Here is a 19373-nt window from a genome sequence, read left to right as displayed (position 1 = left end):
CCTGACCGGGGCGGTGGGGCGGGGAAAGTATCGATACAGTCCCCTTCATGAAGAAGTTCGAGTACTTCACCGCACCGCTGCTGGTCCACTCGACCAAGGAGATCCTGGACAACTTCGGCCAGGACGGCTGGGAGCTGGTTCAGGTCGTCCCGGGCCTGAACCCCGAGAACCTGGTCGCCTACTTCAAGCGGGAGATCGAGGCCAAATGAGCCACCCCGAGGAGAAGCTGGCCGAGCTCGGCCTGAAGCTGCCCGACGTGGCCAAGCCGGTCGCCGCCTACATCCCGGTCGTGCGGACCGGGAACCTCGTCTATACGTCCGGCCAGCTCCCGCTGCGTGACGGCACCCTGATCGCCACCGGCAAGGTCGGGGACGCGGTCAGCGCCGAGGTCGCGAGCGAGTGCGCCCAGCAGTGCGCGCTGAACGCGCTGGCCGCGGTCAAGTCCGAGATCGGCGACCTGGCGAACGTGAAGCGCATCGTCAAGGCGGTCGCGTTCATCGCGTCCACGCCCGACTTCACCGGTCAGCCGCAGGTGGCCAACGGCGCCTCCGAGCTGTTCGGCCAGGTGTTCGGCGAGGCCGGGCAGCACGCCCGCAGCGCGGTCGGCGTACCGGTCCTGCCGCTGGACGCACCGGTCGAGGTCGAGCTGATCGTCGAGGTCGGCTGACGCTGTCGTGCGGGACCTGAAGTCTCAGCTGATGACCGGCCGGATGGCGTCGGCCGCGCTGGAGTTCGCCCGCGAGAGTCGTACGCCGGTCGCCCCCCGACCGGCGTCGACAGTCATCCTGCTACGTGACGCCCCCGCGTGCACCGCGTCCAGGCCCGCCGCGTCCGCTGCGTCCACCTCCGCCGCGCCCGCGGCGGACGGGCCGGAGGTGGCTGGTGGGCCGGAGGTGTATCTGCTCCGGCGGCAGCGGACGATGGCGTTCGCCGCCGGGATGACGGTGTTCCCCGGCGGCCGGGTCGACCCGGCCGATGCGGCGATCGCCGACTCGTGGTCGGGCCCGCCGCCGTCGGCCTTCGCCGACCGGCTCGGGTGCTCCGCGGAGCTGGCTGCGGCTTATGTGGCCGCCGCGGTCCGCGAGACCTTCGAGGAGTGCGGCGTACTGCTGGCCGGTCCATCCACGTCCTCCGTCGTCAGCGACACGACCGGCGACGACTGGGAGGCCGACCGGATCGAACTCGAGGCCGGCCGGCTGCGGTTCGCCGACTTCCTGCACGGGCGTGGGCTGGTCTTGCGCGCGGACCTGCTCGGCCCGTGGGCGCACTGGATCACGCCGGAATTCGAGCCGAAGCGGTACGACACGAGCTTCTTCGTCGCCGCGCTCCCGACCGGCCAGGTCACCCGGGACGTGACGAGTGAGTCCGACCAGGTCGCCTGGATGCGCCCCGCCGATGCGGTGGCCGCGGTCGAGGGCGGTGAGCTGCTGATGCTCCCCCCGACGTACCTGTGCTGCCGCGAACTCACGCCGTACGACGACGTCGCGGCGGTCCTGGCCGCGGCCGGCGACCGCGAGATCCGGACAATCCTGCCGACCGTACGCGTGGACGGCGATCAGGCGTACCTGGAGACGATATGACTGCGCAGGAGAACCGATGACCGAACGGATCACCGACTACGCGAGCCGAGTGCTGGCCGCCAACCCCGGTCCGATGACGCTGGAGGGCACCAACACCTGGATCCTCCGCGCCCCGGACGCGGACGTGTCGGTGGTCGTCGATCCCGGGCCGATGCTCGAAGATCACCTCCGCGAGGTCCTGGCGGTCGCGGGCAAGGTTGCCGTCGTACTGCTGACCCACAAGCACCCGGACCACTCCGAGGGCGCCGCGTGGTTCGCCAACCAGGCGGGTTGTGGGGTGCGAGCGGTGGATCCGGCGTACCGCATCCCGACCGACCACGCCCACGGCCTGTCCGAGGGCGACGTGATCACCGCCGGCGGCCTCCGCATCGAGGTCCTCCCCACCCCCGGCCACACCCTGGACTCGGTCTGCTTCTGGCTACCCCAGGACGGCTCGCTGCTCACCGGCGACACCGTCCTAGGCCGCGGAACCTCCGTCGTAGCCCACCCAGACGGTGCCCTAGGCCCCTACCTGGACTCCCTCGACCGCCTGCTCGCCTTCGCGAACTCCCCAGCCGGCGTCGACCGCCTCCTCCCCGGCCACGGCCCCGTCATCGTGGACCCCTCCGACGTCCTCGCCTACTACCTCAACCACCGCCACGAACGCCTGGACCAGGTCCGCGCAGCCCTGGCCGCCGGCCACACCACCCCCGACTCCATCGTCGAACACGTCTACGCCGACGTACCCCCCACCCTCTGGCCCGCCGCCAAACGCTCAGTCCAAGCCCAACTCGACTACCTGAACGCTTAGTGGCCGGGGGTTGCCCACTGAGCTGGAGGGTTGCCCACTGAGCTGGAGGGTTGCCCACTGAGAATCTGAGTGGGCAACCCTCCAACTGAGGGGCTGCCCACCGAGTTGGAGGGTTCGCGCGGTTATCCACAGGTTGGTGGAAGGCGGCTGCGGGGGACGCGGGTGACGGCTGATGCTTGGCTGGTGAATCGGAAGTTGAAGCTGCTCGCGGAGGGGCAGGGCGGGGTGTACAGCCGTGCGCAGGCCGCGGACTGCGGGTACACGCCAGGCCAGGTCCACGACCGGATCCAGGACGGCCGCTGGGAGCGGATCCGCTACGGGCAGTACGCCGAGGCGGTGGATCTGAGCCACCTCAGTCCCTGGGATCAGCAGGGCGTGAAGCACCGGCGACTCGTCCACGCGGTGATGAACTCGATGCGCCCGGGCACCGTTGCCGTGAGCCACCAGTCGGCGCTCGCGCTGCACGGCGTACCGCTGTGGGGACCGGATCTGGCCGAGGTCCAAGTCAGCCGTCTGGACAAGCATCGCGGTGGCCGGATCGCCGGCGTACGCCACCATCGCGGCAAGCTGACCTCGGCCGACCTGACCGCGCTCGGTGGTCTGACCGTGACCACGGTGCCGCGCGCCCTGTTCGAAATGGCCTGTACGTCGTCCTTCGAGGCGGCCGTGATCAGCGCAGACGCCGTACGGCGTGATCATCCGATCAGCCCGGATGACCTGCAGCGCCTATTGGCAGCGACCGAGTTCTGGCCGGGGAGCGCACGGGCGAGAGCCGCCCTGGGCTTCAGTGATCCGTTGTCCGAATCTGTCGGGGAGTCGCGGTTACGAGTGCTCATGCAGACCCACGGGCTTCCGGTGCCGGTGCTCCAGGTGGTGTTCACCGATGACGCCGGCTTCGTTGCCCGCGTCGATTTCTACTTCCCCGACCAGCGGACCATTGTCGAGTTCGACGGGCTGGTCAAGTACGCCGGTGACACGCGCGAGAGCCTGATCCGGGAGAAGGTCCGGGAAGACCGCCTGCGCGCGCTCGGCCTGCAGGTCGTACGCGTCATCTGGACCGACCTCGATCACCCCGGCCGGGTCGTCGCCCGCATCCGCCAAGCCTTCGCCCGCGCCTGAGCTTGCCCGCGCCTGAGCTTGCCCGCGCCTGAGCTTGCCCTCTGAGCTGGAGGGTTGCCCACTGAGAATCTGAGGGGGGCAACCCTCCAACTGAGGGGATGCCCACTGAGTTGGAGGGTTCGCCCGGCGGACCGTGCGGCGGCTGGGCGACCGGCGGACCGTGCGGCTGGGCGAGCGGCGGACCGTGCGGCTGGGCGAGCGGCGGACCGTGCGGCTGGGCGAGCGGCGGACCGTGCGGTGGCTGGACCGGGTGGTCGAGCAGGTCGGAGCGGCCGGACGACCCCGACCGGCGGCCGGGCGGGGGCGGGGTGGGGTGGGTTAGCGGGCTCGGCGTTGGAGGCGGTCTACGTCCAGGAGGACTACCGAGCGGGGTTCGAGGCGGACCCAGCCTCGGGAGGCGAAGTCGGCGAGGGCCTTGTTGACCGTTTCGCGGGAGGCGCCGACGAGTTGGGCGAGTTCCTCCTGGGTGAGGTCGTGGTGGACGTGGACGCCGTCGTCGGCGGTGCGGCCGAAGCGGCTGGCCAGGTCGAGGAGGGCCTTGGCGACCCGGCCCGGTACGTCGGAGAACACCAGGTCGGCGACGACGTCGGAGACCTTGCGCAGCCGGGAGGCGAGCTGGAGGAGCAGGCCGCGAGCCACCTCGGGGCGGCCGGCCAGCCAGCGGAGCAGCTCGTCGTGGGTCAGCGACATCAGCGTGGCGTCGGTGACGGCGGTGACGGTCGCGGACCGCGGTCCCGGGTCGAACAGGGACAGCTCGCCGAACATCTGTCCCGGGCCGAGGACGGCGATCAGGTTCTCCCGGCCGTCGGCGGAGGTACGGCCGAGCTTGACCTTTCCCTCCACCACGACGAACAGCCGATCACCGGAATCGCCCTCGTGGAACAGCACCTGGCCGCGGCGCAGCCGGCTCTCGGTCATCGAGGAGGCCAGTGCGTCGGCCGCCTCGTCGTCGAGCTGACTGAACAGCGGTGCCTGTCGGAGCACTGCGGCATCCACTTTGGGCCTCCTAGGACCTTCGACCACGACTGCGGGCGGGGGATCGTACCCGTCCGGCACCGGGTCGTTCACACCCGGTTGCCCCAAAACCGTAGCCCCTCCGGTGTCGGCGCCGCCACGTAGGCTGGCCTCCATGCCATCCCAGCGTGTCGCGGACCCTCTTCCCGGGCCCGTCTCAGTGGTGCCCCTGAAGCTGCCCCGCAAGGCCCCGGTCTTCGTCGACGAGACGCCGACCCAGCTGGTCCGGCGGGCCCGGAAGATGCACAAGGTGCTCACCGAGACGTATCCGGACGCTCACTGCGAGCTGGACTTCACCAGCCCGCTCGAGTTGCTGGTGGCCACCATCCTGTCGGCCCAGACCACCGACGTGACGGTGAACAGGGTGACCCCGACCCTGTTCGCGAAGTATCCGACCGCGAGTGCGTACGCCGAGGCCGACAGGGAGGAGATGGAGGCGATCCTGAAGCCGACCGGCTTCTTCCGGGCCAAGACCAACAGCGTGATCAAGCTCGGCCAGGCCCTCGTCGACGAGTACGACGGGGTCGTGCCGAACAAGCTGGAGGAGCTGGTCAAGCTCCCCGGCACCGGCCGCAAGACCGCGAACGTCGTCCTCGGCAACGCCTTCGGCATCCCGGGCATCACGGTCGACACACACTTCGGCCGGCTGGTCCGGCGGTTCGGCTGGACCACCGAGGAGGACCCGGTCAAGGTCGAGCACCTCATCGGTGCGCTGTTCCCGAAGAAGGACTGGACGATGCTGTCGCACCGGCTGATCTTCCACGGCCGCCGTCGCTGTCACGCCAAGAAGCCGGCCTGTGGCGCGTGTCCGGTGGCCCAGTGGTGCGCGTCGTACGGCACCGGCCCGACCGACCCCGAGGCCGCCGCGAAGCTGGTGAAGGTCCCGGCGTGAAGTTCCGTACGGCGCTGTGCACGATCAGCTGGCTCGTCGCCGGACTGGTCCTGGCGTCGTGTGGATCCGAACAGCCCGGCCAGAGCACGGCGACCACCGGGACAACGGTTGCCGGAGCGGACAAGCTGGCCGCCTGCCCGTCGACCCCGTCGAGACCACCGGTCACCAACGGCCTGCCCGACGTCAGCCTGCCCTGTCTGGGCAACGGACCGGACATCCGGCTCGCGGATCTGCGCGGTCCGCTCGTCGTCAACGTGTGGGCCCAGTGGTGCGGCCCTTGCCGCGACGAAGCGCCGTACCTGGCGAAGCTGGCGAAGTCGGGCAAGGTGCGGATGCTGGGGATCGACTACGCCGACCCGAGGCCGGAGCTCGCGGTGCGGTTCGCGACCGACGAAGGTCTCGCCTACCCGCACCTGGTCGATCAGGACAAGGCGATCCAGGGGCCGTTGAAGGTGGGCGGGCCGCCGTTGACGGCGTTCGTGGACGCCGACGGCGCCGTCTTCGTGCACCGCGGTGTGCTGACCTCGCAAGCGCAACTCGACCAGCTGGTGAAGGACAAGCTGGGGGTAACGCTGTGACGTTCGACGGTGTGGAGATCCCGGAGTGGCTGAAGCAGCTGGCGAAGGCGTCCGAGGAGGTTGATCCGAACCAGCTGTCGCGGTTCCTGCCGCCCGACGACCCGTCCGTGCGGCAGTCCGCCGTACTGATCTTGCTTGCCGATGGCAACGACGGGCCGGAGGTGCTGCTGACCGAGCGGGCCTGGACGTTGCGCAAGCACGCCGGGCAGATGGCGTTCCCGGGCGGAGGAGTTGATCCGGAGGACGGCACTGGCGACGAGGGTCTGGTTCGGACCGCGTTGCGTGAGGCCGAGGAGGAGACCGGGCTCGATCCGGCGGGCGTCGTACCGTTCGCGGTCTGGCCGGCGCTGTGGGTGCCGGTCAGCAACTTCGGCGTGTCGCCGGTGCTGGCGTGGTGGCGGGAGCCGTCGCCGGTCGCGGTGGTCGACCCGGCGGAGGTCGCCTCGGTGCACACCGTGTCCGTACGCGCCCTGGCCGCCCCGGCGAACCGGATCAGCTGCCTGCACCCGTCCGGATTCAGCGGGCCGGCGTTCACCATCGGCGATCTCTACATCTGGGGCTTCACCGCCGGCTTGCTGGACAAAATGCTTGTGCTCGGCGGATGGGCGCGCGACTGGGACCCCTCGATCGTCGTACCGTTGCCCGACCGACTGGTCGAGGCGGCCTGGCGGAACGAGGGACGGCGGCCGGAGGACGTGCGGCGGCTGACCGCCATCGAGCACGACCTGGGCCACCGGGAACGGGACGAGTCGGAAGGTGTGGAGTGAGCAAGCTCGACTGGGCGCTCGTGATCGTCACCTTGCTGGTGGCCATCTCGGGGTACATCGAGGGGTTCGTCCTGGGCGCCTGTGCCACCATCGGCCTGCTCGGCGGTGCCGCCATCGGGGTCTGGGGCGTGCCGCGGGTGCTGGACAACTTCTCGCCGAGCGTGTCGGTGTCGTTCGCCGCCCTGGTGCTCGTGGTCCTGCTGGCCTCGATCGGCCGGACGTTGGGCGCCGTCGTCGGGTCCAGAGTCAGGAACAAGCTGTCTTGGCGGCCGGTGAAATTCCTCGACGCCCTCGGTGGCGCCGCGCTGGCGGCGGTCTCGGTGCTCATCGTGTCCTGGGTGCTCGGCGTCGCGGTGAGCGGTGCGCGGATCCCGAGCGTGACCTCGGCGGTGCGCGGCTCCCAGGTGCTGGCGAAGGTCGACGAGGTGCTGCCGAGCAGCGCCGACCGGGCGCTGCAGTCGTTCAACGATGTGGTCAACACCGACCTGTTCCCGCGCTTCCTCGACCCGTTCGTGCCGGAGCGGATCCGCGAGACGCAGCCGCCGGACAGCGCGATCGCCCGGCAGCCGCTGGTCCGGACGGCGTACACGCGGATCGCGAAGGTCACCGGGGTGGCCAGCTGCTCGCGCGGTCTCGAGGGCAGTGGGTTCGTCTACGCACCGCAGCGGGTGATGACGAACGCGCACGTGGTCGCGGGCGTGAGCTCGCCGCAGGTCGAGGTCAACGGGAAGAAGTACGACGCGACCGTCGTCCTGTTCGATCCCGAGGTCGACATCGCCGTGCTGTACGTGCCCAAGCTGACCGAGAAGCCGCTGGACTTCGACTTCACCGGTAAGGCCGACGACCCGAGCGTCGTCCTCGGCTACCCGGAGAACGGCCCGTTCGACTCCGAGCCGGCCCGGATCCGGTCCGAGGAACGGCTCCGCGGTCCGGACATCTACGGCGACCGTACGGTCACGCGCGAGGCCTTCTCGATCTGGGCCTCGGTCCGCCCCGGCAACTCCGGCGGCCCGCTGCTGTCGTCCAAGGGCACTGTGTACGGCGTGGTCTTCGCCGCCTCGGTCGAGGACAACCGCACCGGCTACGTCCTCACCGCCGAACAGGTCTCCGACGACGCCAAGGACGGCTCCACCGCAACCCAGGAAGTCTCCACCCAGTCCTGCACCTAGGTGGTGGTCCTGGTCGATGAGTGCCTCCAGCAACCAAAACCCGCCGCCGCGTGTTCTACGGTCCGACTGACCGCAGCCAGTCCACCACCAGGTTGTTGAACAGGACTGGCGCCTCCTCGTGGGGGAAATGGCCGGCCGGGGTGATGAGTTCGTGGCGGAGGGGAGCCGTGACCAGATCCGGCGGGGTGGTCGCGGTGGGGGAGACGGCCGAGTCCTGAGCCCCGTGGATCTGCAGTACGGGTACGGCGATCGGCGTACGCATCGTGGCTGAGTACTTGCGGCCGTCGGGGCGGAGCCGTGACCGGGCGAACCACCGGTGGTACTCGAGTGCGCAGTGTGGAGCCGGCCAGACCTGCAGCGCCGAGCGATAGCGGCGGGACGCCTCGGCGTCCGGGAACATACCGCCCGGGGCGGACCAGGCACGCAGGAGGCCTTCGATGTGGGCGCCGTCGTTGGCCAGGAGCCGGCGCTCCGGGAGGATCGGCAGCTGGAACCACGCGGTGCGGGTCAGCGCCTTGGTCTGACCGGAGCGGGCCAGCAGCAACGGATGTGGTGCCGAGACAGCCGCCAGCCCGCGGACCTGCCGGGGTGCGAGTACGGCGGCCGACCAGCCGATGAATCCGCCCCAGCCGTGCCCGACCACGACGGCATCCGCGGCGCCCAGCGATCGGACCACTCCAGAGACGTCAGCGGCCGCCGTGTAGGGGTCGTAACCGCGGGGCGTCTTGTCGCTGGCGCCGTACCCGCGCAGATCCATGGCAACGGCGCGGTAGCCGGCCGCGGCGACCACCGGCAGCTGGTGCCGCCAGGCCCACCAGAACTCGGGGAAGCCGTGCAGGAAGAGGACGAGCGGATCGTCCGCGGCGCCGCACTCGGCGACGTGGAAGCGTGCCCCGTTGGCCGCCACCAACGAGTGTGACCAGGGCCCGTCGACCAGCAGGTCGACGACGCCCGCCGGGCTCAGCGCCGTACGCCCGAGGCGGGCCCGGCCTCGATGGCGTCCTCCTGGTCGCCCTTGCCGATCGCCTTGAGCGCCTCGACGGACTCCTTCGAGGTCTCGATCGTGCGCTCCGGGCCCTTCGCGCCGCGCAGCGCCCGCCTCCCGATGAACACCAGCACCGCCGCGATCAGCAGGTAGACCCCGGACACGATCAGGAACGCGATGGCCGGGTGCAGCCCGGCCGCGGTGAGCCCGAACGCCGCGGCGATCGACAGCAGGATGATCACCAGCAGGACCAGGAAGGCCGCCCCGGCGAACATCCCGGCTCCGGTCCCGGCGGCGATGGCCGTTTTCTTCAGCTCGGTCTTGGCGAGCTCTACCTCACCGCGGACCAGATTGGACAGGTCCTTGCTGGCATTCGCGACGAGCTGGCCGACCGTGGGCTCGTCCCCGTTCTGCCCCATCGACATGGCACTCCTTCCACACGTCCGTCCCCCGACACTACCGCCGCGGCTCCCCAACCCCCTGCATCTGGCTAATCGGCGTACGCGCGGTTCCGGCGAGCCAGCAGCAGTGTGGCGATCAGCGCGGCGAGCACCGAAGCGATCAGGACGGCGGCCTTGGCGCGTTCCACCTGCGCGACGTCGCCTTCGAACGCCAGTTGTGCGATCAGCAGCGCGACCGTGAACCCGATGCCGGCCAGCACCGACACCGCGCCGACATCACGCCAGGCGAGGTCGGAGTTCAGCTCCGCCCGGGTGAAGCGCGCGGTCAGCCACGACCCGCCGAACACCCCGATCGTCTTGCCGAACAACAGCCCCGCGACCACGCCGATCGCGACCGGGTCGGTCAGCATCGCCCGTACGGCGTTCCCGCCCAGCGTCACGCCCGCCGCGAACAAGGCGAACAGCGGTACGGCGACACCCGCGGACCACGGCCGGAGCCGGTGCTCGATCCGCTCGGCCGGCGCGTGCTCCTCACCGGGATCGGCGACCACCCGGGTCACCAGGCCGAGCGCGACCCCGGCGATCGTCGGGTGGATCCCCGACTCGTACATGAACCACCACGCACCGATGGCGACCGGGATGTACAGGAACGGCGTACGCACGCGGCGATGCTGCAGGAGGTACCAGACCGCGATCAGCGCGACCGCGGCGAGCAGCGGGAGCAGGTGGAAGCCATGCGAGAAGAACACCGCGATCACCAGGATGGCGCCGAAGTCGTCGACCACGGCCAGCGTGAGCAGGAACGCCCGCAGCGCGCTCGGCAGCGACGACCCGACGATCGCCAGTACGGCGAGCGCGAACGCGATGTCCGTCGCTGTCGGCACCGCCCACCCGTGCGGCCGTCCGTGACGGGCGGTCAGGTTCACCACCAGATAGATGATTGCCGGGAGCACCATTCCGGCGATCGCCGCGACCACTGGCACGACCGCCTCGGTCAGCTTCGACAGCGTGCCGACCACGAGCTCACGCTTCAGCTCGACGCCGGCCAGGTAGAAGAACAACGTCAGTGCGCCGTCCGAAGCCCAGCCCTCGAGTGTGAGCGGCCCGAGCTGGGTGGCACGCAGATGCTCGTAAGCGTCCTGCCACGGAGAGTTGGCCCAGGCCAGCGCGACCGCAGCCGCAGCGAGCAACAGCAGCCCACCCGTCGTCTCGGCCCGCAGCGTGTCGGCGAGGAAGGCGCGCTCGCGGCCGAGGATCCGGGGAAACGCACGCTTCTTCTGCCTGATCCGAGGGTGCTGACTCATGATCAGGTAGTCCAGACGCGGGGGTCCGGGCCCTTGGGGACGATGCCGGTGGGATTGATGGTGTCGTGGGTGACGTAGTAGTGCCGCTTGATCTGGTCGAAGTCGACGGTCTCGCCGAAGCACGGGAGCTGATAGAGGCGGCGGGCATAGGCCCACAGATGCGGGAACTCGGTCAGCTTCTGCCGGTTGCACTTGAAGTGATTGTGGTAGACGGCGTCGAAGCGGACCAGGGTGGTGAAGAGCCGGATGTCGACCTCGCGCAGCGTGTCACCCAGCAGGTACGCGCGGTCGGCCAGCCGTTCCTCGAGGACGTCGAGGCGCTCGAACAGAGCGTCGTACGACTCCTCGTAGGCCTCCTGGGTGGTCGCGAAGCCGCAGCGGTAGACGCCGTTGTTCACGTCCCGGTAGATGTCCTCGATCAACGTGTCCATCTCGGCCCGGTCGGCCGGGATCAGCTGCGGCGCGTCGGGGCGGTGGAACTCGGCCCACTCGGTCGACAGGTCGAGGGTGATCTGCGGGTAGTCGTTCGTGACCACCAGCCCGGTCAGCGTGTCGACGATCGCGGGCACCGTGACGCGTCCCTCGTACGACGCGTCCGTACGGCGGTATGCCTCGGACAGGAACTCGATCCCGAGCACCGGGTCGCGACCGTCCGGGTCCAAGCTGAATCGCCAGCCGCGCTCGTCGCGGATCGGGTCGACGATCGCCAGACCGATCGCGTCCTCCAGCCCGAGCAGCCGGCGCACGATGACCGAGCGGTGCGCCCACGGGCAGGCCAGGCTGACCACCAACCGGTACCGGCCTGGCTCGACCGGCCAATGGCCCCGATCGTCCGGGCCCTCGCCGGGACCTGACCGCGAGTCGCGGGTGATCCGGCCGGTGAATCGGTTGCCCTGCCGCTTCCATTCGCCCGTCGGTGAGCTCTCCTGCACGAACTGTCCGCGAGTCATAGCGGTAAAACTACCCCCGGCCGAGATTGTGGGAGCTTACTGGCCGTGAGGTGACGGCAGCCGTTACAGTCAGGCTGACAAGGTACTTCGGAACAGTGGTGTTCCGGCGGCCACACAGCACGGAGAAGATCAGGAGTACGACCGCGGCTCGCGTCCCCCGGCAACCGGTTTGCCGGGCACATTCCCAGGGATACTGACTTCATGGCCCGCCCACGGAACAACCCAGGCGATCTCGCCGAGCTCCCCACAGAGCTGCGGACCGATCGGCCGAAGGGTGACCAGATCCGCGAGATTCTGGAGAACCTCACCCGCTCGCTGACGGTCGGCACCGTGCTGCCGTCGGAGCGGGTCCTGGCCGAGCGCTTCGGCGTGGCCCGGATGACCGTGCGGCAGGAAGTGGACCGGGTGGTGGCCGAGGGTCTGGCCGCTCGTCGCCCCGGCGGCGGCACGTTCGTCGCCGAGCCCCGGCCGTCGCGGATGCTCGCGTCGTCGTTCAGCCAGGACATGATCCAGCGCGGCATCAAGCCCGGCGCGAAGGTGCTCGAGCGCCGCGTCGGCGCGGCCGACGAGGACCTGGCCCGCGAGCTGGAGGAGCCGGTCGGCACCCCGGTGTTCCACCTGGTCCGGCTGCGCACCGCCGACGGCGAGCCGATGGCGATCGAGCGCACCTCGCTGTCCCTGAACCGCTACCCCGGCCTCGACGAGGTCGACTTCACCGAGAACTCGCTGTACACCGAGCTGTCCTCGCGCTGGGGCGTCACCCTGGGAATGGTCTCCGCCTCGATCGTCGCCGCCCCACCCGAGCCCGGCGACGCCGAGCTGCTGGAGATCGACTCCACCACCCCCTGCCTGATCATCACCTCGGCCCCCCGCACCGCCTCCGGCGAGGTCATCGAATTCGGCCGCTCCATCTACCGCTCCGACCGCTACGACATAACCGTCGCCTACCGAGCCACGTAAAGTACTGGGTTCTATCCCACGCGTGCTACGCAAGCACTCCTTCGTCGCACCCGCTACGCGCGCGCTCCCACCCACCCCGGGCCGGCGCATACCCGCGAGACGACCGCCGTCACGCCGGCCACCAGCTACCCGTGGGACCGGGGTGGTTTTTACCCCCGAATCGGGGGAGAAATCCTCCCCAGTCCATCGTGAATTCATAGCTCGGGGAGCTGTCATGCGCGAGATGAGCTAGACGTTCAGGCTGCGGAGGACGTTTGGGGGTTCGCCGCGGTCGACCAAACGGGTGACGATCTCCACGGTGAGGGCTTGGAGGAGTAGGGCGCCGGCCATGGTTGAGGTGGCTCCGGTGCGTTCGGGGCTGCCGGGGACTTCGATGAGGGCGTCGCCGGGGACGCCGCAGTTGTCGATCACCACGTCGGCGGTTTCGAACAAGCGCTGACCACCGGGTGCTCGGGAGGTTGTCGACGTACTGTGCGCCATCGAGGTCAGCGCGATCACCTGGGCACCCCGCTTGCGGGCGCCGAGGGCGAACTCGACGGGTACTGCGTTCCGCCCCGAGTTCGACGCGATCAGTACGACGTCGCCCGCGGCGATCCCGTTGGTCTCCAGCAGTACGTCGGCCAGCCCGGGCAGCCGCTCGAGCAGCGAACTCTTCTGCAACCCCTCGTGCAGCATCAGCCCGGGTTCGAGCACCGCGCGTACGTCGGCCAGCCCGCCGGCGCGCCCGTACAACTCCTCGGCGAGCGTATGACTGTGTCCCGTGCCGAACACCCAGAACTGCTTCCCGGCGGCCAGCGCGTCCACCACCAGCGCGGCCGCCACCCGGATCGCCCCGAGTTGCGTCTCCGCCGCCCGCTGCGCAACCTCCAACGCCTGCTGCAAGTACCCCTCGGCCCCAGCCATGGCGCCGAACCTACCGCCCTGCCGACGCCACCGGCGAGCACCCGGCTAGACCACTACGCCGATCGCCGTGCGGTGATGGGCGGGGTGGTCCACCTCATCCACGAGCGCGATCGCGAGGTCGGCGTACGAGATCAGCCCGCCGGCATCCCCCGGTACGACGCGGTAGCCGCCGGACCGCGTCGGGTCGGCATGGTTGAAGTCGCCGGCCGGTGCCACGGACACCCAATCGAGCGTCGACGCCGCAAAGGTGTCCACTGCCGCCTGATGAGCGAGGTAGAAGGACCGGTACTCCTGCGGATACCCAGGCCCGTCCATCAGCAGCGTCCCGTCCGCGGTGGGGAGAATCGAGGCCAGACCCACCCAAATCAGGCGCCTGACACCAGCCTTCTCCAGCCCGTCGACGAGAGCCCGAGACGCCGCCGGAAAGAACAGGCCCGGCTCGGTGCCACCGTCGTACACAGCCGCGATCACAGCGTCGTGGTCCAAGGCCAAGTCGGCGATCCGCTCCGCATCCGTCACGTCACCCGTCACCATGTCGGCTTCCGGCGTACGCGCGGCAGACGTCACCTCATGGCCGCGCCGCCGCGCCTCCTCCACCGCCGCCCGGCCGGCGCGCCCGCGGGCACCGATGACCAGAATCTTGCTCACTGCAACCTCCTCGAATCGCTGATGCGGCGACAGTAGAAGGCAGGCTGGTTACCGATTGGATACCGTGAAAGCCATGGAGGCCTTGCGGACGGATATGTTCGAGGAGATCTGCCCGTCGACTCTGCTGCCGTTCCGGATCGGCGGGGACAAGTGGGCCGGGCTGGTGATCCGCTGCCTCGAGGATGGGCCGCGGCGGTTCTCCGAGCTGCGGGTGCCGTTGGCGCGGGTCAGTCCGAAGGTACTCACGCAGTCGCTGCGCGCCCTGGAGCGGGACGGTTTCGTACGCCGTACCGAGCACACCGAGCCGGTACGACGCGTGACGTACGAGCTCACCGACCTCGGCCGGAGCCTGCTCGAGCCGATGCGGGTGGTCTGCGAGTGGACCGCGGAGCACTGGGACGAGCTGCTCGACGCGCGGGAATCGTAGGACTTGCCAACGGATAGACTACGGACTGTGGACGACCAGACGCCGAGTGTCTTGACGCAGTTGCCGAGTTGGTTGCTGACGCAGAGCGCAACACAGGCGCACCGGGTCATCAGCGAGACGTTCGCCGCGGGCGGCGCGCGGGCCTACCATTTCCGGTTGCTGGCGACGCTGGTCGAGTTCGGCCCGGCCAGCCAGGCGGCGCTCGGCCGGCGCAGCTCCATCGACCGCAGCGATGTGGTTGCCGCCCTCAACGAACTGGCCGCCGACGCGTACGTCGAGCGGACGCCGGACCCGGACGACGGACGCCGCAACATCATCCGGATCACCACGGCGGGCCGCCGGCACTACAGGCGCCTGACCACCCTGGTCACCAGGGCTCAGGACGAGATCTTCGCCCCGCTCTCACCCACCGACCGCACCCGCCTGGTGACGCTCCTCGGCCGCCTCCTGAACCACCACCAGGCCGAGTGACCTACCAGGTCGGGAGCTGGGACCGGGCCGCCTTCTGAGTCCGCCGTACGCGGTACTCGCGGGCGTGCACCCGGCGCCGGGCGGCGCGGGAGATCTTCCGCGACTCTCCCTCGGAAGCAGTCGGCTCGGAGAGCTGGGGGTTAGGCTGCGTCGGATTCACGACCACTCCGATGCGCGGGCCATGGGAAAGGTTCCCACCGGCCCGTCCAACCCGGAATTGGTCCTGTTCGGCGCAGATCGAGGGCTGCTCGGCGATACGCCGGTTCCCGTGCCGGGGTCTGCGTTGGTAGAAAGGTAACCGGCGCTCCAGCGCGCCGAAAGCCAGCGAGGAGGAGTCGTCGACGTGACGAATGCAGAGTCACCCCAGTCCGAGACCGCCCAGTCGGAGGCGTTGTCGAACCTGATGCACGAGGAGCGCAGGTTCGAGCCACCGGCCGAGCTGGCCGCGAACGCGAACCTCAAGGCCGATGCCTACGAGCGCGCCGCCGCCGACTTCGAGGGGTTCTGGGCCGAGCAGGCCAAGCGGCTGACCTGGGCCACCGAACCGACCGAGACGCTGGACTGGAGCAACCCGCCGTTCGCCAAGTGGTACGCCGACGGCAAGCTGAACGCGGCGTACAACTGCGTCGACCGGCACGTCGAGAACGGTCTGGGCGACAAGGTCGCCTACTACTTCGAGGGCGAGCCCGGTGACACCCGCGAGATCACCTACGCCCAGCTCAAGGATCAGGTCAGCCAGGCCGCGAACGCGCTGCTCGAGCTGAACGTCCAGGCCGGCGAGATCGTCGCCATCTACATGCCGATGATCCCCGAGACGGTCGTGGCGATGCTCGCCTGCGCCCGGATCGGCGCCCCGCACACGGTCGTCTTCGGCGGCTTCTCCTCCGAGGCGCTGAAGGACCGGATCCTCGACTGCGACGCGCGTGTCGTGATCACCTCCGACGGCGGCTACCGCCGGGGCGCGGCTGCGGCGCTCAAGCCCGCGGTGGACGCCGCGCTGGTGGACTGCCCGCGCGTCCGCAACGTGCTCGTGGTGAAGCGCACCGGCCAGGACACGAACATCGTCGAGGGCCGCGACCTGTGGTGGGAGGACTTCGTCGGCAAGCAGTCGACCGAGCACACGCCCGAGGCCTTCGACTCCGAGCACCCGCTCTACGTGATGTACACGTCCGGCAGCACGGGCAAGCCGAAGGGCATCCTGCACACGACCGGCGGTTACCTGGTCGGTACGTCGTACACCCAGTGGGGCGTGTTCGACCTCAAGCCGGACACCGACGTCTACTGGACCGCCGCCGACATCGGCTGGGTCACCGGCCACAGCTACATCGTGTACGGCGCTCTCGCGAACGCGACCACCTCCGTGCTGTACGAAGGCACCCCGGACACTCCGCACCAGGGCCGCTGGTGGGAGATCATCCAGAAGTACAAGGTCTCGATCCTGTACTGCGCGCCGACCGCGATCCGCACCTTCATGAAGTGGGGCGCCGACATCCCGGCGAAGTTCGACCTGACCTCGCTGCGGGTGATCGGGTCGGTCGGCGAGCCGATCAACCCGGAGGCCTACGTCTGGTACCGCGAGCACATCGGCGGGAACAACGCGCCGGTCGTGGACACCTGGTGGCAGACCGAGACCGGGATGCACATGATCTCGCCGCTGCCGGGCGTGACCGCGGGCAAGCCGGGCGCCGCGATGAAGGCGATCCCGGGTGTGAGCGTGGACGTCGTCGATGACGCGGGCAAGCCGGTGCCGGACGGTTCCGGTGGCTACCTGGTCATCACCAAGCCGTGGCCGGCCATGCTGCGCACGCTGTGGGGCGACGACCAGCGATTCGTCGACACCTACTGGTCCCGCTGGGATGGCATGTACTTCGCCGGTGACGGTGCGAAGAAGGACGAGGACGGCGACCTGTGGCTCCTCGGCCGGGTCGACGACGTGATGAACGTGTCCGGCCACCGGCTCTCCACCACCGAGATCGAGTCCGCGCTCGTGTCGCACCCGAAGGTCGCCGAGGCCGCCGTCGTCGGCGCAACCGACCCGACCACCGGCCAGGCGATCGCCGCCTTCGTCATCCTGCGCTCCGAGGCCGGCGACGGCGGTCCTGACGTCGTCCAGGAACTCCGCAACCACGTCGCCAAGGAGATCGGCCCGATCGCCAAGCCCCGCCAGATCATGGTCGTCGCCGAACTCCCGAAGACCCGGTCCGGCAAGATCATGCGCCGCCTCCTCCGCGACGTCGCCGAGAACCGCGAGGTCGGCGACGTCACCACCCTCGCCGACTCCACCGTCATGGATCTCATCAGAACCAACCTGGAATCCGGCAAATCCGACGAGGAGTGACCTACCAACAGAAACCCCCGGCTCCGGCCGGGGGTTTCTGTTGTTCCATCCCACGCGCGCTCCAGCAGGCACTCCTTCGTCGCGCCCGCTCCCGCCCAACCGTATCCGCGCGCTAACGCGCTTCATCGACCGCAGTGTGGTCCCGGGGGTGATGGTGTTTCAGCCTCACGGGGTCGGTGTGGGTCTGCCGCCCGCGTGGTTTCGGGCGGCTAGACCTGGCCGGCCTTCTCCAGGGCGGTGCAGCAGGTGTTTACCAGCAAGCGCGTGACGTTGTACGGGTCGATGTTGGCGTTCGGGCGACGGTCTTCGATGTAGCCCTTCTTGTCGACCTCTACCTGCCAGGGGATGCGGACCGAGGCGCCGCGGTCGGAGACGCCGTAGCTGTAGACGTCGTGCGGGGCGGTCTCGTGGGCGCCGGTGAGGCGTTCCTCGATGCCGTCGCCGTAGCCGGCGATGTGTTCCTCGACCTTGCCGGGGGCACCGAGGGACTCGCACGCGGTGATGATCGCGTCGTAGCCCTCGCGCATCGCCTTGGTGGAGAAGTTGGTGTGCGCGCCGGCGCCATTCCAGTCGCCCTTGGCAGGCTTGGCGTCCAGGGTCGCGGCGACGTCGTACTCCTCGGCGATCCGGTAGAGCAGCCAGCGCGCCACCCACAGGTGGTCGGCGACCTCGACCGAGCCGGCCGGGCCGATCTGGAACTCCCACTGGCCGGGCATGACCTCGGCGTTGATGCCGGAGATCTTCAGGCCCGCGTCGATACAGGCGTCCAGGTGCTTCTCGACGATCTCGCGGCCGAAGACCTCGTCGGCGCCGACACCGCAGTAGTACGGGCCCTGCGGGGCGGGGAAGCCGACGGCCGGGAAGCCGAGCGGGCGGCCCTCCTGGAAGAAGGTGTATTCCTGCTCGATGCCGAACCAGGACTCCTGCTCGGCGAACTGTTCGGCGATCGGGAGGAGCTTGGCCCGGTTGTTGCTCGGGTGCGGCGTGCCGTCGACCAGGTAGACCTCACACAGCACCAGCTTGTGATCGCCGCCGCGGATCGGGTCGGGGCAGGAGAAGACCGGCTTGAGCACGCAGTCCGAGTTGTCGCCGGGCGCCTGGTTGGTGCTCGAACCGTCGAAGCCCCATTCCGGCAGCTCCGCGCCGTCGGCGAGGATCCGCGTCTTCGAGCGCAGCCGCGCGCTCGGCTCGGTACCGTCGATCCAGATGTACTCGGCTTTGTAGGTCACGTCTGCCCCTTCGTCGCGGCCGTTCCCTCAGGTGTCCCTGCAACGGCCGCCACTGACATTGTCAATCGGTCATTTCGGTCCTGTTGCTCGTTTGTGACGGCCGTGTTAACCGGCCTGTGACCTAGAGTTCCGTCGCGTGACGACGACGGTGCTGGCGATCATCCACGCGGGACTCGCGGCGGCCTGGGTCGGCGGGATGGCGTACTCGCTGTTCGTCGTCCAGCCCAAGCTCAAGCGGTACTTCGGCCCCGATCAGGACGGCCGTGAGGCGCTGACCACAGTGATTGCCTCAGGCAACCGCTGGAAGGTCGTCGGCCTGATCGCGGCGATCACCGGCACCGGCCTCGGACTTCTCGCGATCACCCACGCGCACTGGTGGATCCACGCGCTGAAGGGATTCCTGTTGCTCTGCGCAACCGGCATCTTCTGGTACGTCTCCTGGCGGCACTGGCCGAGCCGGGTGTTCGCCACCGCGGCCGAGCTCCCGGCGCTGCAACGCCGGCTGATCCTGCTCGCGAGCACCATGCTCGGGCTGACCGGACTCGCGTTCGCGCTCGGCGTTCTCGCCGTACAGCTCTGAGAGGTTGGTCACTCAGGCGAGCATTGTGGTCACTCATCGCCACAAATACATTGGAAGCGAATGTATCTCCGGAGAGGAGCGACCATGTGTGGCATCACCTTGTCGAGAACCGCTGATAGATCTCAGATTTCGGGTGCTCTATCTGAGATATGTTCTGAGGCTGGTGCTACTAGCCCGGATCTTTCATCAGTCTGGTGAGCTCGGCGGGGCGGGCGTTGGAGTCGCGCGTTGGGTCTGATTCTTGCAGTTGGGTGTGACAGTTTGCCGG

Annotated in this window: 23 protein-coding genes; 15 read left to right on the top strand and 8 right to left on the bottom strand. The window is 69.2% G+C overall.

The window, feature by feature from the left end:
- Window positions 1–47: 47 nt before the first annotated feature.
- The 6 genes from ACZ3HV_RS03455 (at window position 48) to ACZ3HV_RS03430 (ending at window position 3811) form a co-directional block, all read left to right on the top strand.
- Complete coding sequence (locus ACZ3HV_RS03455; RefSeq protein ID WP_360364428.1) at window positions 48–209, top strand: DUF4177 domain-containing protein; 162 nt, start codon at window positions 48–50, stop codon at window positions 207–209.
- Complete coding sequence (locus ACZ3HV_RS03450; RefSeq protein ID WP_465680485.1) at window positions 206–667, top strand: RidA family protein; 462 nt, start codon at window positions 206–208, stop codon at window positions 665–667. The genes ACZ3HV_RS03455 and ACZ3HV_RS03450 overlap by 4 nt, the downstream gene beginning before the upstream one ends.
- A 31-nt stretch (window positions 668–698) precedes the next feature.
- Complete coding sequence (locus tag ACZ3HV_RS03445) at window positions 699–1580, top strand: NUDIX hydrolase (protein WP_465680483.1); 882 nt, start codon at window positions 699–701, stop codon at window positions 1578–1580.
- A 16-nt stretch (window positions 1581–1596) separates the two neighbouring features.
- Window positions 1597–2370, top strand: coding sequence for an MBL fold metallo-hydrolase (locus tag ACZ3HV_RS03440; protein ID WP_465680482.1), 774 nt, complete (start codon window positions 1597–1599; stop codon window positions 2368–2370).
- Window positions 2371–2553: 183 nt separating this feature from the next.
- Window positions 2554–3489, top strand: a complete 936-nt coding sequence (locus tag ACZ3HV_RS03435) for a hypothetical protein (RefSeq protein ID WP_465680480.1) — start codon at window positions 2554–2556, stop codon at window positions 3487–3489.
- A gap of 133 nt (window positions 3490–3622) precedes the next feature.
- Entirely contained in the window at window positions 3623–3811 is a 189-nt protein-coding gene (locus tag ACZ3HV_RS03430; RefSeq protein WP_465680478.1) for a hypothetical protein, read from the top strand.
- Here ACZ3HV_RS03430 and ACZ3HV_RS03425 read toward each other — a convergent pair.
- A complete protein-coding gene (locus tag ACZ3HV_RS03425; protein WP_360364437.1) occupies window positions 3808–4485 on the bottom strand; it encodes a Crp/Fnr family transcriptional regulator in 678 nt (225 codons plus the stop codon). The two genes, ACZ3HV_RS03430 and ACZ3HV_RS03425, sit on opposite strands and share 4 nt — an antisense overlap.
- Before the next feature lie 133 nt (window positions 4486–4618).
- Here ACZ3HV_RS03425 and nth point away from each other — a divergent pair, with 133 nt between their 5' ends.
- The 4 genes from nth to ACZ3HV_RS03405 are packed head-to-tail and all read left to right on the top strand — an operon-like array spanning window position 4619 to window position 7909.
- Window positions 4619–5395, top strand: a complete 777-nt coding sequence (gene nth, locus ACZ3HV_RS03420) for an endonuclease III (protein ID WP_465680476.1) — start codon at window positions 4619–4621, stop codon at window positions 5393–5395.
- Window positions 5392–5973, top strand: coding sequence for a TlpA family protein disulfide reductase (locus ACZ3HV_RS03415; protein ID WP_465680474.1), 582 nt, complete (start codon window positions 5392–5394; stop codon window positions 5971–5973). The genes nth and ACZ3HV_RS03415 overlap by 4 nt, the downstream gene beginning before the upstream one ends.
- Window positions 5970–6740, top strand: coding sequence for an NUDIX hydrolase (locus ACZ3HV_RS03410; protein WP_465680472.1), 771 nt, complete (start codon window positions 5970–5972; stop codon window positions 6738–6740). The genes ACZ3HV_RS03415 and ACZ3HV_RS03410 overlap by 4 nt, the downstream gene beginning before the upstream one ends.
- Window positions 6737–7909, top strand: a complete 1173-nt coding sequence (locus tag ACZ3HV_RS03405) for a MarP family serine protease (RefSeq protein ID WP_465680470.1) — start codon at window positions 6737–6739, stop codon at window positions 7907–7909. Before ACZ3HV_RS03410 ends, ACZ3HV_RS03405 begins: the two co-directional genes overlap by 4 nt.
- A 55-nt stretch (window positions 7910–7964) precedes the next feature.
- Here the strand turns inward: ACZ3HV_RS03405 and ACZ3HV_RS03400 are convergent, their stop codons facing one another.
- From ACZ3HV_RS03400 to ACZ3HV_RS03385, 4 genes are all read right to left on the bottom strand, one after another.
- Entirely contained in the window at window positions 7965–8816 is an 852-nt protein-coding gene (locus tag ACZ3HV_RS03400; protein ID WP_465680468.1) for an alpha/beta fold hydrolase, read from the bottom strand.
- 53 nt (window positions 8817–8869) lie between these two features.
- Window positions 8870–9313, bottom strand: coding sequence for a phage holin family protein (locus tag ACZ3HV_RS03395; protein WP_465680466.1), 444 nt, complete (start codon window positions 9311–9313; stop codon window positions 8870–8872).
- 71 nt (window positions 9314–9384) lie between these two features.
- On the bottom strand, window positions 9385–10599 hold the full coding sequence (gene nhaA / locus ACZ3HV_RS03390) for a Na+/H+ antiporter NhaA (protein WP_465680464.1): 1215 nt from the start codon (window positions 10597–10599) through the stop codon (window positions 9385–9387).
- A gap of 2 nt (window positions 10600–10601) precedes the next feature.
- Window positions 10602–11549, bottom strand: coding sequence for a glutathione S-transferase family protein (locus tag ACZ3HV_RS03385; RefSeq protein ID WP_465680462.1), 948 nt, complete (start codon window positions 11547–11549; stop codon window positions 10602–10604).
- Between the two features lie 201 nt (window positions 11550–11750).
- Here ACZ3HV_RS03385 and ACZ3HV_RS03380 point away from each other — a divergent pair, with 201 nt between their 5' ends.
- Complete coding sequence (locus ACZ3HV_RS03380; protein WP_465680460.1) at window positions 11751–12509, top strand: GntR family transcriptional regulator; 759 nt, start codon at window positions 11751–11753, stop codon at window positions 12507–12509.
- Window positions 12510–12737: 228 nt separating this feature from the next.
- Here ACZ3HV_RS03380 and ACZ3HV_RS03375 read toward each other — a convergent pair whose 3' ends face one another.
- Both ACZ3HV_RS03375 and ACZ3HV_RS03370 read right to left on the bottom strand, forming a co-directional pair.
- Entirely contained in the window at window positions 12738–13412 is a 675-nt protein-coding gene (locus tag ACZ3HV_RS03375) for a sugar isomerase domain-containing protein (protein ID WP_465680458.1), read from the bottom strand.
- 45 nt (window positions 13413–13457) lie between these two features.
- A complete protein-coding gene (locus ACZ3HV_RS03370; RefSeq protein WP_465680456.1) occupies window positions 13458–14060 on the bottom strand; it encodes an NAD(P)-dependent oxidoreductase in 603 nt (200 codons plus the stop codon).
- 73 nt (window positions 14061–14133) lie between these two features.
- On the opposite strand from ACZ3HV_RS03370, the gene ACZ3HV_RS03365 reads away from it, so the two are divergent.
- The 3 genes from ACZ3HV_RS03365 (at window position 14134) to acs (ending at window position 17296) form a co-directional block, all read left to right on the top strand.
- Window positions 14134–14487, top strand: coding sequence for a winged helix-turn-helix transcriptional regulator (locus ACZ3HV_RS03365; protein ID WP_465680454.1), 354 nt, complete (start codon window positions 14134–14136; stop codon window positions 14485–14487).
- A 27-nt stretch (window positions 14488–14514) separates the two neighbouring features.
- On the top strand, window positions 14515–14958 hold the full coding sequence (locus tag ACZ3HV_RS03360; protein ID WP_465680452.1) for a MarR family winged helix-turn-helix transcriptional regulator: 444 nt from the start codon (window positions 14515–14517) through the stop codon (window positions 14956–14958).
- A 403-nt stretch (window positions 14959–15361) separates the two neighbouring features.
- Complete coding sequence (gene acs / locus ACZ3HV_RS03355) at window positions 15362–17296, top strand: acetate--CoA ligase (protein WP_465681687.1); 1935 nt, start codon at window positions 15362–15364, stop codon at window positions 17294–17296.
- Between the two features lie 209 nt (window positions 17297–17505).
- Here acs and glnII read toward each other — a convergent pair whose 3' ends face one another.
- Window positions 17506–18525 (bottom strand): glutamine synthetase, encoded by a 1020-nt coding sequence (gene glnII, locus ACZ3HV_RS03350; protein ID WP_465680450.1) that lies wholly within the window; start codon window positions 18523–18525, stop codon window positions 17506–17508.
- 136 nt (window positions 18526–18661) lie between these two features.
- Between glnII and ACZ3HV_RS03345 the strand changes: the two genes are divergently transcribed.
- The gene (locus tag ACZ3HV_RS03345) at window positions 18662–19105 is read left to right on the top strand and encodes a hypothetical protein (protein WP_465680448.1); all 444 of its coding nucleotides are present in this window, start codon (window positions 18662–18664) and stop codon (window positions 19103–19105) included.
- Window positions 19106–19373 lie beyond the last annotated feature (268 nt).

The organism is Kribbella sp. NPDC020701 (genome assembly GCF_055562215.1).
The sequence above is the reverse complement of the archived record's forward strand: the minus strand, read 5'-3'. Positions and strand labels throughout refer to the sequence as shown.